Below are 15,302 nucleotides of genomic sequence, written 5' to 3' on the forward strand. Positions count from 1 at the left end.
GAGGCGTTTTTTATGCTTTGCAGATTAGCATTAATCAATATTCAAATACTTATGGGTCTGGATCGATAAGCGCCAATTACGGGCGATACACACTTTAATCGCCAATTCGGTCGCCCGCGGCTTTTGACTAATCGGCTGCAGGCAAATCGTTTTCGCTGAAATATCGATGTCTTGCAGTAACTCATCAAGTTCATCGATGTGATTTTCAGTAGCGATAGGATGCTTAATCTCATTGGCGCGGTTCAGCGCCTGTGCTAATACCTGATAGCCCCCTTTCATGTTCACCTTGGGTGATACTGTCACCCAAGTGTCATCGGCACAGTTGATTTCGAAGGTGCCACTGGTTTCGATTTGAGTCGCAAAGCCTTGGCTGTGCAAGGTCTCGGTTAATTCGCGTAAATCGTACATACAAGGCTCTCCGCCGGTGATCACGATATGCCGCGCAGTAAAACCTTTAGCGTGAAAGGCAGCGATAAGGCTTTGCGCCGTATGATCAGCCCAGCGACCAATGGTGCCGTCCACGGTAATCACTTGCTCTGGCGACACCTTATTGGCTTCAAGCACATCCCATGTCTGTTTCGTATCGCACCAAGCACATCCCACGGGACAACCTTGTAGGCGGACAAATATGGCGGGCACTCCGGTAAAGACACCTTCACCTTGAATGGTTTCAAATACTTCGTTGACAGGGTAATTCATACTGACGTTCCACTTTTCTGGGGCGGCATTTATAGTGGATTTTAGCTTGAGCTGCAAGTTTTTGCGCCGAGAAAGCCTATTTCGACCCTATAGTCAGAGTTTGCAAGCCCTAAGGCCTGAGTTACACTAACGCCCTATTTATACCTGTTCTACGGTGAAGTGAAATCCTTTATGTCAACGAGCTTAGTGTCAAAAACAGTGGTGTCCAAAGCAGTGGTGGTATTCAGTGGCGGACAAGACTCAACAACCTGTCTTATTCAAGCCCTAACCCAGTACGATGAAGTACATGGGATCACTTTTGACTACGGTCAACGTCACCGCGAAGAAATTGAAGTTGCCAAATCCTTAGCAAAACGCCTGAAGATCACCAGCCATAAAGTCATGGATGTCACCTTACTCAATGAGTTAGCTATTTCAGCCCTCACCCGTGATGCGATACCCGTTTCACACGAGTTGATGGAAAATGGCTTACCCAATACCTTCGTGCCCGGCCGTAATATTTTATTTTTAACGCTTGCAGGCATTTATGCCTATCAATTAGGGGCGCAGGCGATTATCACAGGCGTGTGTGAAACCGATTTTTCAGGCTACCCTGATTGTCGTAACGATTTTGTCAAAGCGATGGAATCCGCCTTAGTTCAAGGCATGGATAAACAACTAAAAATCATCACGCCTTTAATGTGGCTCAATAAGGCACAAACCTGGGCACTGGCGGATAAATATCGGCAACTTGATCTGGTTCGCCACCATACTCTCACCTGTTATAACGGCGTGATTGGCGATGGCTGTGGTGATTGCCCTGCCTGTCATCTTCGCAAACGTGGATTAGATGACTATCTACAGAATAAAGCAGCGATCATGGCTGAGCTTGACGCCAGCGAGCCTAAAGCATGACACGCAGTCCCTATTGGGTCGCGCTGATGGTGAGTCTTCTTTGTGCGGGTTTGTATGCAGCAGGCTTAGCAAGCCCCACTGTCGATAACCTACTCGCCTATCGCCGCAGTGCAATTAGTGAGGGTGAATGGTGGCGATTAATCACAGGAAATTTACTGCACACGAATCAATGGCATCTATTGATGAACCTTGCAGGGCTGTGGGTGGTGCTATTTTTGCACCATTTTCATTATCATCTCAAAGGCTTAAGTGCACTATTTTTCGTGTTATGTTTACTTGAAGGTATAGGCTTGTATTTAGGCTATCCGCAATTGCTCGGTTATGTCGGCTTAAGCGGTATGTTGCATGGCTTGTTCGCCTACGGCGCAGTGCAGGATATTGTCCGTAAGCTGCGCTCAGGCTATCTGCTGCTCGTTGGCGTTATCATCAAGATCGGTTACGAACAGCTTTATGGTGCAAGCAGTGATGTCACCGCCATGATAGGTGCGCGCGTAGCAACCGAGGCGCATTTGGTCGGCTTAATCTGCGGGCTGATTTGCGCTTTAGCGGTGTTTATCAAGCTAAAAATGAGCCAATCAAAAGTCCCTGCTTAATCCAAGTCAAGATATTAAAAAGCCGTCGCAGCATGATTGCTGGACGGCTTTTTAAATGCTAAGCGCAAGAATAAATCTAGGCTTTGATCAACAGGTCCCGCAGGTGCTTGACTTCATCACGTATTGCCGCCGCTTGTTCAAACTCTAAGTTGCGCGCATGTTCATGCATCTTCTTCTCAAGCTGATCGATTTGATGGCTTAACTCTGCCGCATCGGCTTTATGGTAATGGGACTTAGGCTCAGCTACTTTGCCATACACAGCTTTACTGTCGCGGCCATCATCCACATCCATCACATCGGTGATCCGTTTAACGACACCCTTAGGCGTGATACCGTGTTTTAAGTTGTGCGCCCGCTGACGTTCACGACGTCGGTCAGTTTCACCTATCGCTTTCTCCATCGAATTGGTGATGCGATCGGCATAGAGGATCACTTTACCATTGACGTTACGCGCCGCGCGGCCAATCGTTTGGATGAGCGAGCGCTCAGAGCGTAAGAAGCCCTCTTTATCGGCATCTAAAATACACACCAATGACACTTCAGGCATATCTAAGCCTTCGCGCAATAAGTTGATCCCAACCAATACATCAAACTTACCTAAACGCAGATCGCGGATGATCTCAACCCGTTCGACAGTGTCTATGTCCGAATGCAGATAACGCACTTTTACGCCATGTTCGTCGAGGTATTCGGTCAAATCCTCCGACATACGCTTAGTCAGCGTCGTCACTAGCACCCGCTCATTGACGGCCACTCGCTTGGCGATTTCAGACAATAAATCGTCCACTTGGGTCCCAACGGGGCGCACTTCTAATTCAGGATCGAGTAATCCCGTTGGCCGCACGACCTGCTCAGCAATCTCGCCTTTGCTCTTTTCCAGCTCGTAGGCACTCGGTGTTGCCGACACATAGATAGTTTGCGGCATCAATTGCTCAAACTCTTCAAACTTGAGCGGCCGGTTATCCAAGGCGGATGGTAAGCGGAAACCGTATTCCACAAGTGTGGTTTTACGGGAACGGTCACCTTTGTACATAGCGCCGATTTGCGGCACAGTCACATGGGATTCATCGATAATTAATAAGCCGTCGGCAGGCAAGTAGTCGAGTAAGGTTGGTGGTCCTTCCCCCGGTGCGCGGCCAGACAAATAGCGCGAGTAGTTTTCGATGCCAGAGCAATAACCCAACTCCACCATCATTTCCACATCGTATTGCACCCGCTCATGGATACGCTGGGCTTCAATTAACTTGTTGTTATCGAGTAGATATTGCTTACGCTCGCGTAGTTCTTCTTTAATAAACTCAGTGGCGGCGATGATTTTTTCCCGCGGCGTGACATAGTGTGTTTTAGGGTAAACCGTCGTACGGGCGATACGTTTAATAATATGGCCCGTTAACGGGTCAAACTCACTTAAGCGTTCAATCTCATCGTCGAACAACTCGACTCGAATGGCATTACGCTCAGAATCGGCGGGGAAAATATCAATCACTTCACCGCGCACACGATAAGTACCACGTTGTAGCTCAATATCATTGCGCTTGTACTGCAATTCACTGAGACGAATTAAGATGTCACGCTGCCCCATCACATCGCCTTGGCGTAGATGCAGCAACATTTTTAAATAGGAATCGGGATCGCCCAAGCCATAAATAGCCGACACCGAAGCAATCAGCACCACATCTTTACGTTCTAACAGCGCCTTAGTGGCGGATAAGCGCATCTGCTCAATGTGAGCATTAACCGAAGCGTCCTTTTCGATAAAGGTATTTGACGCAGGTACATAGGCTTCTGGCTGATAGTAATCGTAGTAAGAAACGAAATACTCGACCGCATTATGGGGAAAGAACTCTTTCATCTCGCCATAAAGCTGCGCCGCCAAGGTTTTATTAGGCGCCATGATAATCGTGGGTCGGCCTAACTTTTGGATCACATTGGCAATCGTGAAGGTTTTACCTGAGCCCGTCACCCCGAGTAAGGTTTGGCAGGCCAGACCCGCTTCGAGTCCATCGACTAATTTGGCAATCGCTGTAGGTTGGTCGCCTGCGGGGGCGAATTGCGATTCAAGCTGAAAAACAGATTCTGACACGCGCACATATCCTTTTAGTGAGTCGCCCCATTCTAATCAAGTCACCGACTAAGCTCCACAGTTATCCTTCCTGTCGTCATATCAATACGATCTAAAACCGCAAGATGACAATTTAAAGGAAGAAACATGAAACTTTTAAACTAAGGCGTTTTCAGCGTTTTTTGCTCACAAAACACCCGCAAACTAAGCAAAAATGCCAATTTAATACACAAGAAATCAATTTCGTTCGATTACAAAATTGCAACCTTGTTTTCACCCTCAATAAAAACCACTTGCTTTTAGTATGCATTTGATAATGCTTAAATTTATTTTTGAACCCCAAAATAGTGCATTTTAAGTCCGCCGCCCATACCCCAAGGCTTTGGCGGCCATTTTTCAGGACAACTCACAGGGTTATCCACAGATTTTGTTGATAAGTCGAAATAACCTAGAAACCACGCGGGATTGGAGGCTGTCATGTGTCTTAACAACCGTCTCTCGGCATTTAGTAATTTAATTACATTTGATAAATGTTGCTACTTGTATCAATTTCACTAACTGTAATTAACACGCGCTGTGGTAGCGCATCTGGTGCCACAACTAATAGTGAAGTGCATCACTTAATTTGAAAAACAGCTCACGCTAATTCGATAAAGCCTCAATTAACACCTCCAGCAACAACAGCAAACTTGTTAAAACAGAAAAACGGACTTTAACGGCGAAAAGATAACCCACGTTTTCTATCGGTATAAAGAACTGAGTAAATTCACATTACCCCACCTGAGATCCTTTTTTGAGCGGTTTGAGTCTTAAGTACTCGACCAAGTACCAAAAACAGTGTCGATTATTTAGCGAATGATTTCAATTTCATAGAATCACCGCTTAAAAACGATGGACTCAATTATGGCTATATTGCGAATTGTTAAGTGGTTTTTCACGAAAAATGTCGAATTCTGCACCACGATGCACATTAGATGAGCACTTAACAGCATAATTACACTTTTTTTAGTAACTCGAGTTGACTCATCCAACATAGCGTTTTACTATGCGCTCCGTTCTCAACGAGTCGCTACGATTGTGTGAAACGATTCCCCTGTAGTTCAGTCGGTAGAACGGCGGACTGTTAATCCGTATGTCACTGGTTCAAGTCCAGTCAGGGGAGCCACTTTAAGCACATGATAAAAATGAGTTAGAACAAGCAGTAAGATAAGTTGTAAACAATTCCCCTGTAGTTCAGTCGGTAGAACGGCGGACTGTTAATCCGTATGTCACTGGTTCAAGTCCAGTCAGGGGAGCCAATTACATTATCAAGCTGAAGCATTAAAATGATTCCCCTGTAGTTCAGTCGGTAGAACGGCGGACTGTTAATCCGTATGTCACTGGTTCAAGTCCAGTCAGGGGAGCCAATTTAAGCAAGCTAAAAAGTCGATAGTAATATCGCATCTCGATTCCCCTGTAGTTCAGTCGGTAGAACGGCGGACTGTTAATCCGTATGTCACTGGTTCAAGTCCAGTCAGGGGAGCCATTTAAAAAGTGTTATTTCTGTAAAGTCGATAGCAATATCGCACCCTCTACTCCCCTGTAGTTCAGTCGGTAGAACGGCGGACTGTTAATCCGTATGTCACTGGTTCAAGTCCAGTCAGGGGAGCCAATTATTCTTCGTTTTGTTCCAGTGCCTTTGCCTCTTCTGGCTTCTAGTTACCCTATTCTTTTCCGTTTTGTTTTTAAGCAAATGCAGTTACACTGTTATCAGCTTATTAATAAAAATTTATGAGTGTCATCACACAGATAGCTGCAGTTAAGTATTCTTGACTTAAACTTATCCTGTTTGAGCTCACCCAAAAAAATAGAGCGGATTTTTATGGCCATGTCAAAATCATATCCAATTTTTTTACTGCTTATTTTCTTAGGTCTTTTTGCTTGGGTTTATCAAAGCGAAAATAGCCAATTACAAATCCAACAACAGCAAGAACTGGATAGCTTTAAAACCAGTTTAACCCGCTACCAACAATGGCAAGGTGATGGCGCCGAACTCTTCAAAAAGCTTTCTGAAAATTACCCATTCCAATTTTTCCAATATATTGATGATACAGATGGCCAACTGAGTTATACCGAAGGTCGTTTAGACAGCCAACATCCTCATCCTTTAGCCCGTTTATTTTCTATTGAGCTCAGTCATACACAAAAATTGGCAACCGGTCGTTTACAAGTCAAACTCAGTGCAAACCAAGCGATTGAAACTTCGATTAGTCATACTCAAAAGCTCGGTGTCATGTTACTGGTGGCTTACCTTATCTTGCTGTTAGTGTTTATTCTGTTAATGTCAAAACATAGGGCGGCGATACGTTATGCTGCTGATTATATTTCAAAAATACCTGAGTTAGGGTTTTCTGCTGTCGCATCATCAAAACTCACAGGTGAGCTCAACCCCATTGGAATATCCCTTGAAGAGTGTCGTCTTCAACTTAAAGCCCAAATCGATAAACTCAATCAAGAGAATGAAAAGCTGCATAAAGCGGCCGATCAAGACACAGTGACGGGTTTTGGTAGTCGCCAGCGCTTTACCCAAAAATTAGAAACCATAAGCAATCCCGATATTCCTCAATTGGGGCTGATGGCAATGGTTAAGGCCACAGAGCTTGCGCAAATCAATCAAAAACAAGGGCGAACTGCGGGGGATGATTATCTTTCAAGGGTGGCAAATTGTATCCGCAAAGCCTGTAGCAAGTATTCAGATGCAGAATGTTTCAGGGTATCGAGCGCTGATTTTGCCATCTTTATTCCTGATGTCATGCTGAAGGATGCGCCAAAATTTTTAGATCAATTAAAAATTTATCTCGATGAATATTTGCAGATGACAAAAGCGGAATCTGTTGCCCATATCGGTTTAGTTCCCTATCACCAAGGTACCGATGCGGTTAATTTGCTGACGATTGCGGATACCGCAGTCAGCATAGCGCAGACCCTTGGACCTAATAGTTATCATATCCAAGAAAAACTCAATGGTGACGAGCAGTTTGGTGATGATCGCTGGAAAATGGCGATCAATGATTTAGTCACTCGCCAAGCATTAAAATTCTACCAACAGCCAATTCAGCCCTGCCGAACTGATGTAGAGGTTTACCGTGAGTTGTTAGCGCGCTTTTACAATAGCGAAGGTAAGTTTTTACCGACCACCACAGTGATCGCTATGGCCGAACGTCACGGTATGAGTTCTGAATTAGATAAACTGGTGGTGATCAGTGCATTAAGAATGCTTAAGGAAAACCCGACCATTTCGGGTAACTTTGGCATCAATATCAGCGCATTTTCTGCGCATCAAGATATGTTTCTCGCTTGGCTAAAGGACATTTTAGGCAAGCAAAAATACATCGCTTCACGCTTAGTATTTGAGATCAATGAGTCCGGTATGCAGTCTAACTTAGGGGCAAGCTATAAGTTCGTTCGCGAAATACATAGCGTTGGATCACGGGTGTCGATAGAGCGTTTTGGCATGAGCTTTACGTCCTTCAAATTCTTCAGTGAAGTGCGCCCAGACTACATAAAGCTTGATGGCAGCTACACATCGAACATTGATGAAGACAGCAATAATAAGTTCTTCGTCCGTATGATGGTGGATGTTGCAAGACGGATAGGCATTCGGGTTATTGCGACCAGCGTCGAACGCCAAGAAGAAAAACTCACCCTCGAAAAACTCTTAGTTGATGGATTGCAAGGCTATTACATAGCACAGCCCCAAGCCATGGCGATTACAGATCAAATTTAATACTTTAACGGGTTAATTCGTCGCCAAAATTTACAGTAAAGATGGTTAACCCTGCATTCTATATGTTGTTTATGCAAACGGAAAAGTCGATAATACGGCCAAGATCCGTTTAGAAAAGTATTGAGATGACTGAATATCTCCTCTTGTTGATCAGTACAGTACTGGTCAACAATTTCGTTTTAGTGAAATTCTTAGGCTTGTGTCCTTTCATGGGGGTCTCCAGTAAACTGGAGTCCGCTATTGGCATGTCTATGGCGACCACTTTTGTGCTGACGTTAGCCTCTATTCTCAGTTACCTCGTCAACCAGTATCTACTATTGCCCTTTGATCTGAGCTACCTGCGAACCATGAGCTTCATTTTAGTGATTGCGGTTGTGGTGCAATTTACTGAAATGGTGGTGCAAAAAACCAGTGCTGCACTGCATCGCGCTTTAGGCATTTACCTGCCGCTGATCACAACTAACTGTGCTGTGTTGGGTGTTGCCCTATTGAACGTTAACGAGAAGCACGATTTTATCCAATCGGCTATCTATGGCTTTGGTGCTGCGTTAGGCTTCTCATTAGTGTTAATTCTCTTCTCGGCGATGCGCGAACGTTTAGCAGCCGCAGATGTCCCCTTACCATTCAAAGGCGGCGCCATAGCGATGATCACCGCAGGTCTTATGTCCCTCGCCTTTATGGGATTCACAGGATTGGTTAAGTAAGATGTCCGGAATTTTAATTGCAGTCATATTGTTGACCCTATTGGCATTAGTCTTTGGACTATTACTCGGTTTTGCCGCCGTTAAATTTAAGGTTGAAGGCAATCCGATTGTCGATGAACTCGAAGCGATTCTGCCACAAACCCAATGTGGTCAATGTGGTTACCCTGGCTGTCGCCCTTACGCTGAAGCGATTGCCAACGGTGATAAAGTCAACAAATGCCCTCCCGGCGGCACAGCCACCATGGAAAAACTGGCGACCCTGATGGGCGTCGAGCCAGAGCCGCTGAATGCTGAAGCACAATCTCAAGTAAAAAAGGTCGCCTACATACGTGAAGACGAATGTATTGGCTGCACTAAGTGTATTCAAGCCTGCCCCGTGGATGCGATTATCGGTGCAGGTAAGCTTATGCATACTGTGTTGACGACCGATTGCACGGGTTGCGATCTCTGTGTTGAGCCTTGTCCCGTCGATTGTATTGATATGATCCCAGTCACCCAGAATCTTAAAAATTGGAACTGGCGCTTAAATGCCATCCCAGTGACTCTCATTCAAGAGATTCAGAACCAAGACCCACAGTTAGAAGAGGAAAAGCGGTGTTAACTTTATTAGATCAATTAGATAAAGGAACCCTTTGGCGCTCACCCGGTGGTATACATCCACCCGAAGTCAAATTCCTCTCGAACGCGACGCCGATTAGCCAACTGCCCTTAGCCACTACGTACTTAGTGCCCATCCCTCAAGTCGGTGAAAACTGCACACTTGCGGTAAACATCGGCGATAGCGTATTAAAAGGCACACCGTTAACTCAAGGTACCTCCATTTGGCATTTACCTGTGCATGCGCCGACATCAGGCACTATCGTTGCCATTGAGCCAAGGGCCAGTAACCATGCTTCAGCATTGCCAGTTAACACTTGCGTTATCCAAGCCGATGGCAAAGACACTTGGTGTGAGCTGGTGCAAAATGAGCTTGAGGATTTAACCCATCAGCAGATGATCGATAAGATCCGTGCTGCTGGCATTGCAGGCATGGGCGGCGCGGCGTTTCCAACTCATATTAAGCTTAATCCGGTCAGTGAAATTGATTTAGTCATCATCAACGGCGTCGAGTGCGAACCTTATATCAGCGCCGATGACAGATTAATGCGCGAATACAGCCAAGATATCCTCGCCGGTATTGGCATTATTCATCGGTTATTAACGCCAAAACGCATTGTTATCGCCATTGAAGATAATAAGCCAGAAGCGGCCAAAGCCATGCAAGCTGCAGTCGTCCAATGTGGGCTCCCAGCGGACAGCATTCGGGTAACGGTCATTCCGACAAAATATCCTTCTGGTGGTGAAAAGCAGTTAATTCAAATCATTACTGGCCGCGAAGTGCCCTCGGGCGCTATTCCCGCCAAACTCGGTATCGTCGTGCATAACGTCGGCACTGCCTTTGCGATTCATCAAGCGGTTACCCAAGGTAAACCGCTGATTGAGCGCGTTGTGACTGTGACGGGCAAAAATGTCGGTAAACCGGGGAACTACTGGTTACCGATAGGCACACCTGTTGAGCATGTGCTTGCTGCGACTGAGTTCACGCCAGAGCCTGAACAAAAGGTGATTATTGGCGGGCCTATGATGGGCCATGCATTGGCGAATATCCAAGTGCCTATTTTAAAAGGTACTAACTGTATTCTGGTGCCAAGCAGCCAAGAAATAGGAACTACGCCAGAAGAAAAAGCCTGTATCCGCTGCGGCGAATGCGCCAATGCCTGCCCTGCTCTCCTATTGCCACAGCAACTCTTTTGGCACGCCAAGGCCGAAGAATATGACAAAGCTGCCAGCTACAATCTAAAGGATTGTATTGAATGCGGTTGCTGTAGTTACGTCTGCCCGAGTGATATTCCCTTAGTCGAGTATTACCGCATTGCCAAATCTGCACTTAAACAAGCCGCCGATGAAAAGCAGCAAGCGGAGCGCGCTAAACAGCGTTTCGATGCCCGTTTAGCGCGTCTTGAAGAAGAAAAGCTTGCCCGTGAAGCTAAGGCCAAAGAAGCCGCAGAGCGCCGACAAGCAACTATGACTGGCACGGATAAAAATGCCGTCGCCGAAGCCATGGCACGGATCGCCGCGAAAAAAGCCGCAGCGGCACAATCAGCAACTGAAGAGTTGTCGACTGAAGAATCATTGAATCATCAATCAAACGTAATAAGCACTGATACGACAGACGCGCCCAAGGGTAAAGCTGCCGTTGCCGCAGCCATCGCCCGCGCTAAGGCGAAGAAAGCCGCTCAAGTGAATGCCAATGGTGCTGATACAAACAATGTGGTGAATGTTGATGCCAGTGATGAATCCTTCTTAGCAACAGATGCAATCGCGCAAGAAGCGCCGTTATCTCAGAAGGACAAAGTCGCCGCGGCCATTGCTCGCGCCAAAGCTAAAAAGGCCGCTCAGCAAGCCGATACCGCGCCGCTTGGGCCTACTGAAACCACTGACAGCACATCAGAGCTCAGCGCTGCCGATGATAAAAAGGCCAAAGTGGCTGCCGCAGTCGCGCGGGCAAAAGCCAAGAAAGCGGCGCAGCAAGCAGAAACCGCCGCTAGTGATATTGAAGTTAGCAATACTGAAATTATCGTTAGTGACGTTAATGATTCAGAAGCGATTAAGAAAGCCAAAGTAGCCGCCGCGGTTGCCCGTGCTAAAGCGAAAAAAGCCGCGCAGCAAGTTGAGACAAATGCTGACAATGATTTAACTCAGACCGCGACTCCAGCAGTTGATTCCGCAGCTAGCGTTCAAGCAGATGTGAATGATGATACAGAAGCAGCCGCTACTGACGTTAACGACGCTGAAGCGATTAAAAAAGCCAAAGTGGCCGCCGCTGTTGCTCGTGCTAAAGCGAAGAAAATAGCTGCGGCATCAGCAGCTGAGTCTGAAATAGAGTCCGTTGACGACATTCAAACTAAAACTAACGTGGCATCGCCGTCGATAGCAGCACTTGACGCCGTCGCAGCTAAACCTCAAGCCGTTTTACCATCCGCAGAACCCATTGAAACGGCAACCTTATCAGGCGATGAGCTTAAAAAAGTGCGGATTGCTGCGACCATCGCCAAAGCGAAAGCCAAAAAAGCGGCACTCGCTCAACAAACCGAAGCTTCGAGCGATTCAAATGTTGCTAATGATTAAGAACAGAATGATAAAAAGGGAACACAATGGCGTTTAAAATAGCCTCATCACCCCATGTCACACGTAATTTGCATACCTCAACTGTGATGCAAAGGGTGATTTTATGTTTACTGCCGGGCCTTGTGGTGCAATGCGCCTTTTTTGGCTGGGGCACGCTTGTTCAAGTGTTGCTTGCGATTCTTGTTGCCCTAAGCTGTGAGGCCGCGGTGATGAAACTTCGCAATCGTGATATCAAAGCCAGCCTTAGCGATAACAGCGCCATGCTGACCGCAATCTTGATTGGTGTCGCCATTCCTCCCCTAGCACCTTGGTGGATGATAGTGATGGGCACCGCCTTTGCGATCGTTATCGTTAAGCACCTTTACGGCGGTTTAGGCCATAACCTGTTTAACCCTGCAATGGCGGCGTATGTATTGCTGTTAATCTCATTCCCAGTGCAAATGACCACTTGGATAGCACCGAGTACCGTTGCGCTGCATTCGCCTAGCCTAGCTGAGAGCTTGCAACTTATCTTCAACATTGGCGCCCACGTTAACTTGGAACAGTTTCGTTTAGGGATAGATGGCATCGCAATGGCGACGCCACTCGATACCCTTAAAACCGATTTATCCCTAGGATTAACCACCACTGAAAGCCTGACTAAAGCCATTTTTGATGGCAGCACAGGCGTAGGTTGGTTCTGGGTGAATTTAGCTTATCTGGCTGGCGGTTTAGTGTTACTTAAACTGAAAGCCATTCGTTGGCACATCAGTACTGGCGTGTTATTGGGGCTTTTTGTCGCATCGAGTATCGGTTTCTTACTGGCGCCCGATACCCAAGGCAGTCCCCTATTACATTTGTTTTCTGGCGCGACCATGTTAGCGGCATTTTTTATCGCAACCGATCCCGTCACAGCAGCAACCAGCCCCCGTGGTCGCATTATCTTCGGCGCGTTAATTGGTGTGTTGGTGTATATCATCCGCATTAAAGGCGGTTACCCTGACGCCTTTGCCTTTGCCGTGTTATTGGCTAACCTCTGCGCTCCCTTTATTGACTACTATGTGCGGCCACGCACCTATGGTCATTCAGCTAGCTAAGGCCATTGGGCGGACTAAGTCATGCTACAAGATAATGTCATTCTGCTAGCAACGAGAGCTTAAGGAAAAAGAGTTGAAAAATCCGATGATTAAAAATGGTTTTTTATTGGCACTGTTTGCCTTGATCTGCACGGGTCTCGTCGCCGCGGTCAATCAACAAACCTTTGACAAGATTAAGCAGCAAGAACAACAGGAATTGATGCGAGTATTGCAACAATTAATCCCTGATGAAATACATGATAACGAGCTTACCGCTCAGTGTACCTTGCTATTAAACAAAGAAGCATTAGGCACGGATAGTCCAATGCCTGCCTATATTGCTACCCATTCAGGCAAACCTGTCGCTATCGCCATGGAAGCCATAGCACCCGATGGCTATAGCGGTAATATCAAATTAATTGTTGGAATTAATATCCAAGGTGAAGTCTTAGGCGTACGTACCTTGTCCCACCAAGAAACCCCTGGGCTGGGTGACAAAATTGAACTACGTAAATCGAATTGGGTCACTCAGTTTGTTGGTAAAGTGTTGGGCTCTGCAGATGATAAGCAATGGTTAGTTAAAAAAGATGGCGGCGATTTTGACCAATTTACCGGTGCAACCATCACCCCGCGCGCTTATGTTAAAGCAGTCAAAAACGCGGTATGGTATTTCAGCACTAACCAAGCACAAATTTTCAGCCAGCCGCTAAATTGTGAGGCCAACCATGACTAATTATCGCGAAATTGCGTGGCAAGGACTGTGGAAAAACAACCCAGGCCTAGTGCAACTGTTAGGTTTATGTCCGCTACTCGCGGTTACTGCAACGATCACTAACGCCCTTGGCCTTGGTCTAGCCACTATGCTGGTGCTGATTGGCTCTAACATTTTAGTGTCACTGGTGCGCGACTATGTGCCCAAAGAAATTCGTATTCCTGTGTTTGTGATGATCATCGCCGCGCTAGTCACCACAGTGCAACTGCTCATCAATGCCTATGCCTACGGCCTGTATTTATCCCTTGGGATCTTCCTGCCATTAATTGTGACGAACTGCATCATCATCGGCCGCGCCGAAGCTTTTGCCTCGCGTAATAATGCGTTTAGTGCCGCCTTCGATGGTCTAATGATGGGCCTTGGTTTTACTTTAGTGCTTACAGTGCTGGGCGCAACGCGGGAAATCTTAGGTCAAGGCACACTGTTTGATGGTGCGGATCAACTGCTCGGCCCATGGGCTAAATCGTTAACCATACATCTATGGCAAGTCGATACCCCATTTCTCCTTGCTATGCTGCCACCCGGCGCATTTATCGTGATGGGATTATTGATTGCATTGAAAAATGTGATTGATAAAAAAGTCAAAGAACGCCAACCTCAAGTCGCCGCAGAGCCGAGTGTTACCCGCGCACGGATCACTAAGGTAGGTTAGGCTTTCAAGTAACGACAGGCATTATGGCGATCAGATATGCCCTAGTGTTAACGCGTTTAATGTGTGCCTAGCACATGATTAGCGGCAAAACTCAAAGTATAAGAAAATCAGCGAACGTGGGTTGTAAACTCATCAATCATCATTAATAAGATAGTGATAATGAACGGTTGAGAGTTGAAACCCACCACAGCGCAGGAATCGTACATGAATCAAGAAAAACGTATCCAGATCCTCACTCGTCTTCGCGATAACAATCCCAAACCTGAAACCGAACTCAATTTTTCAAGTCCCTTCGAACTGCTAGTGGCAGTGACGTTATCGGCCCAAGCAACAGATGTGAGTGTTAACAAGGCAACGGATAAACTCTTTCCTGTGGCGAACACGGCCCACAGCATTTATGCCCTTGGCGTAGAGGGTTTAAAGCAATACATAAAAACCATAGGCTTATATAACAACAAAGCCATCAATGTGATCAAAGCCTGTGAGATCTTAATTGAGAAATACAATGGTGAAGTGCCAGAAAACCGCGAAGCCCTAGAGTCTCTGCCCGGCGTTGGCCGCAAGACGGCTAACGTGGTACTAAACACTGCCTTTGGTTGGCCAACCATAGCCGTCGACACCCATATTTTTCGCCTCGCCAATCGCACTAAATTCGCGCCCGGCAAGAACGTAGTCGAAGTGGAAGAGAAAATGCTAAAAGTCGTGCCGGCGGAATTTAAAGTCGATGTACACCACTGGTTTATCCTGCATGGCCGCTACACTTGCCTTGCGCGCAAACCCCGCTGTGGTAGTTGTATCATTGAAGACTTGTGTGAATTTAAAGAAAAAATATACCCTGAAGAATAAGCTTCGAATCAACTGAGTGGAGCAATTGACGTTTCAGTGTTGTTTTCACATTGATTAGACTGGATTTCAGACAAACAAAAAGCCGCAATAG

General features: G+C 46.4%; 13 protein-coding genes and 5 tRNA genes. 15 read left to right on the forward strand and 3 right to left on the reverse strand.

Annotated features, from left to right (window positions below; all coding sequences use genetic code 11):
* Window positions 1-30 precede the first annotated feature (30 nt).
* Window positions 31-699 (reverse strand): 7-carboxy-7-deazaguanine synthase QueE, encoded by a 669-nt coding sequence (queE, locus tag KO531_RS04090; protein ID WP_173244967.1) that lies wholly within the window; start codon window positions 697-699, stop codon window positions 31-33.
* A 171-nt stretch (window positions 700-870) separates the two neighbouring features.
* Between queE and queC the strand changes: the two genes are divergently transcribed.
* Both queC and rrtA read left to right on the forward strand, forming a co-directional pair.
* A complete protein-coding gene (gene queC, locus KO531_RS04095) occupies window positions 871-1,593 on the forward strand; it encodes a 7-cyano-7-deazaguanine synthase QueC (protein ID WP_105252449.1) in 723 nt (240 codons plus the stop codon).
* Window positions 1,590-2,186 carry a rhombosortase gene (gene rrtA, locus KO531_RS04100; protein WP_219250454.1) on the forward strand — a complete coding sequence of 199 codons (597 nt, stop codon included), beginning with the start codon at window positions 1,590-1,592 and terminating at the stop codon, window positions 2,184-2,186. Before queC ends, rrtA begins: the two co-directional genes overlap by 4 nt.
* Window positions 2,187-2,262: 76 nt before the next feature.
* On the opposite strand, the gene uvrB is transcribed toward rrtA, so the two are convergent.
* Window positions 2,263-4,269: an excinuclease ABC subunit UvrB gene (gene uvrB, locus KO531_RS04105; protein ID WP_219250455.1), complete on the reverse strand. Its 2,007-nt coding sequence runs from the start codon at window positions 4,267-4,269 to the stop codon at window positions 2,263-2,265.
* A gap of 305 nt (window positions 4,270-4,574) precedes the next feature.
* Window positions 4,575-4,727, reverse strand: coding sequence for a hypothetical protein (locus KO531_RS04110; RefSeq protein WP_158497640.1), 153 nt, complete (start codon window positions 4,725-4,727; stop codon window positions 4,575-4,577).
* A 610-nt stretch (window positions 4,728-5,337) separates the two neighbouring features.
* Between KO531_RS04110 and KO531_RS04115 the strand changes: the two genes are divergently transcribed.
* The 13 genes from KO531_RS04115 (at window position 5,338) to nth (ending at window position 15,211) form a co-directional block, all read left to right on the forward strand.
* Window positions 5,338-5,413 (forward strand) — tRNA-Asn (locus tag KO531_RS04115).
* A gap of 57 nt (window positions 5,414-5,470) precedes the next feature.
* A tRNA-Asn gene (locus KO531_RS04120) sits at window positions 5,471-5,546 on the forward strand.
* Between the two features lie 32 nt (window positions 5,547-5,578).
* Window positions 5,579-5,654, forward strand: a tRNA-Asn gene (locus KO531_RS04125).
* Between the two features lie 43 nt (window positions 5,655-5,697).
* Window positions 5,698-5,773: transfer RNA gene (locus tag KO531_RS04130), tRNA-Asn, on the forward strand.
* A 50-nt stretch (window positions 5,774-5,823) separates the two neighbouring features.
* Window positions 5,824-5,899: transfer RNA gene (locus KO531_RS04135), tRNA-Asn, on the forward strand.
* Window positions 5,900-6,109: 210 nt separating this feature from the next.
* Window positions 6,110-8,014 (forward strand): GGDEF domain-containing protein, encoded by a 1,905-nt coding sequence (locus tag KO531_RS04140; RefSeq protein ID WP_219250456.1) that lies wholly within the window; start codon window positions 6,110-6,112, stop codon window positions 8,012-8,014.
* Between the two features lie 125 nt (window positions 8,015-8,139).
* On the forward strand, window positions 8,140-8,718 hold the full coding sequence (gene rsxA, locus KO531_RS04145) for an electron transport complex subunit RsxA (RefSeq protein ID WP_006081543.1): 579 nt from the start codon (window positions 8,140-8,142) through the stop codon (window positions 8,716-8,718).
* 1 nt (window position 8,719) lies between these two features.
* A complete protein-coding gene (gene rsxB / locus KO531_RS04150) occupies window positions 8,720-9,319 on the forward strand; it encodes an electron transport complex subunit RsxB (protein WP_063884360.1) in 600 nt (199 codons plus the stop codon).
* Window positions 9,313-11,886, forward strand: a complete 2,574-nt coding sequence (gene rsxC / locus KO531_RS04155) for an electron transport complex subunit RsxC (RefSeq protein WP_219250457.1) — start codon at window positions 9,313-9,315, stop codon at window positions 11,884-11,886. Before rsxB ends, rsxC begins: the two co-directional genes overlap by 7 nt.
* A 26-nt stretch (window positions 11,887-11,912) precedes the next feature.
* The gene (gene rsxD / locus KO531_RS04160; RefSeq protein ID WP_219250458.1) at window positions 11,913-12,962 is read left to right on the forward strand and encodes an electron transport complex subunit RsxD; all 1,050 of its coding nucleotides are present in this window, start codon (window positions 11,913-11,915) and stop codon (window positions 12,960-12,962) included.
* A gap of 73 nt (window positions 12,963-13,035) precedes the next feature.
* Window positions 13,036-13,674, forward strand: coding sequence for an electron transport complex subunit RsxG (gene rsxG / locus KO531_RS04165; RefSeq protein WP_219250459.1), 639 nt, complete (start codon window positions 13,036-13,038; stop codon window positions 13,672-13,674).
* Window positions 13,667-14,365, forward strand: a complete 699-nt coding sequence (locus KO531_RS04170) for an electron transport complex subunit E (RefSeq protein ID WP_006081538.1) — start codon at window positions 13,667-13,669, stop codon at window positions 14,363-14,365. Before rsxG ends, KO531_RS04170 begins: the two co-directional genes overlap by 8 nt.
* Window positions 14,366-14,569: 204 nt before the next feature.
* A complete protein-coding gene (nth, locus tag KO531_RS04175) occupies window positions 14,570-15,211 on the forward strand; it encodes an endonuclease III (protein WP_168825144.1) in 642 nt (213 codons plus the stop codon).
* Window positions 15,212-15,302 lie beyond the last annotated feature (91 nt).

The organism is Shewanella sp. NKUCC06_TVS (assembly GCF_019345515.1).
Lineage (GTDB): Bacteria > Pseudomonadota > Gammaproteobacteria > Enterobacterales > Shewanellaceae > Shewanella > Shewanella oncorhynchi.

Bases quoted from the DNA above. Each gene is read 5' to 3' on its own strand.
- queE (WP_173244967.1), bottom strand. From the start codon at position 699: ATGAATTACCCTGTCAACGAAGTATTTGAAACCATTCAAGGTGAAGGT.
- rsxD (WP_219250458.1), top strand. From the start codon at position 11,913: ATGGCGTTTAAAATAGCCTCATCACCCCATGTCACACGTAATTTGCAT.
- rrtA (WP_219250454.1), top strand. From the start codon at position 1,590: ATGACACGCAGTCCCTATTGGGTCGCGCTGATGGTGAGTCTTCTTTGT.
- KO531_RS04140 (WP_219250456.1), top strand. From the start codon at position 6,110: ATGGCCATGTCAAAATCATATCCAATTTTTTTACTGCTTATTTTCTTA.
- queC (WP_105252449.1), top strand. From the start codon at position 871: ATGTCAACGAGCTTAGTGTCAAAAACAGTGGTGTCCAAAGCAGTGGTG.
- KO531_RS04110 (WP_158497640.1), bottom strand. From the start codon at position 4,727: ATGACAGCCTCCAATCCCGCGTGGTTTCTAGGTTATTTCGACTTATCA.
- nth (WP_168825144.1), top strand. From the start codon at position 14,570: ATGAATCAAGAAAAACGTATCCAGATCCTCACTCGTCTTCGCGATAAC.
- rsxB (WP_063884360.1), top strand. From the start codon at position 8,720: ATGTCCGGAATTTTAATTGCAGTCATATTGTTGACCCTATTGGCATTA.
- KO531_RS04170 (WP_006081538.1), top strand. From the start codon at position 13,667: ATGACTAATTATCGCGAAATTGCGTGGCAAGGACTGTGGAAAAACAAC.
- rsxA (WP_006081543.1), top strand. From the start codon at position 8,140: ATGACTGAATATCTCCTCTTGTTGATCAGTACAGTACTGGTCAACAAT.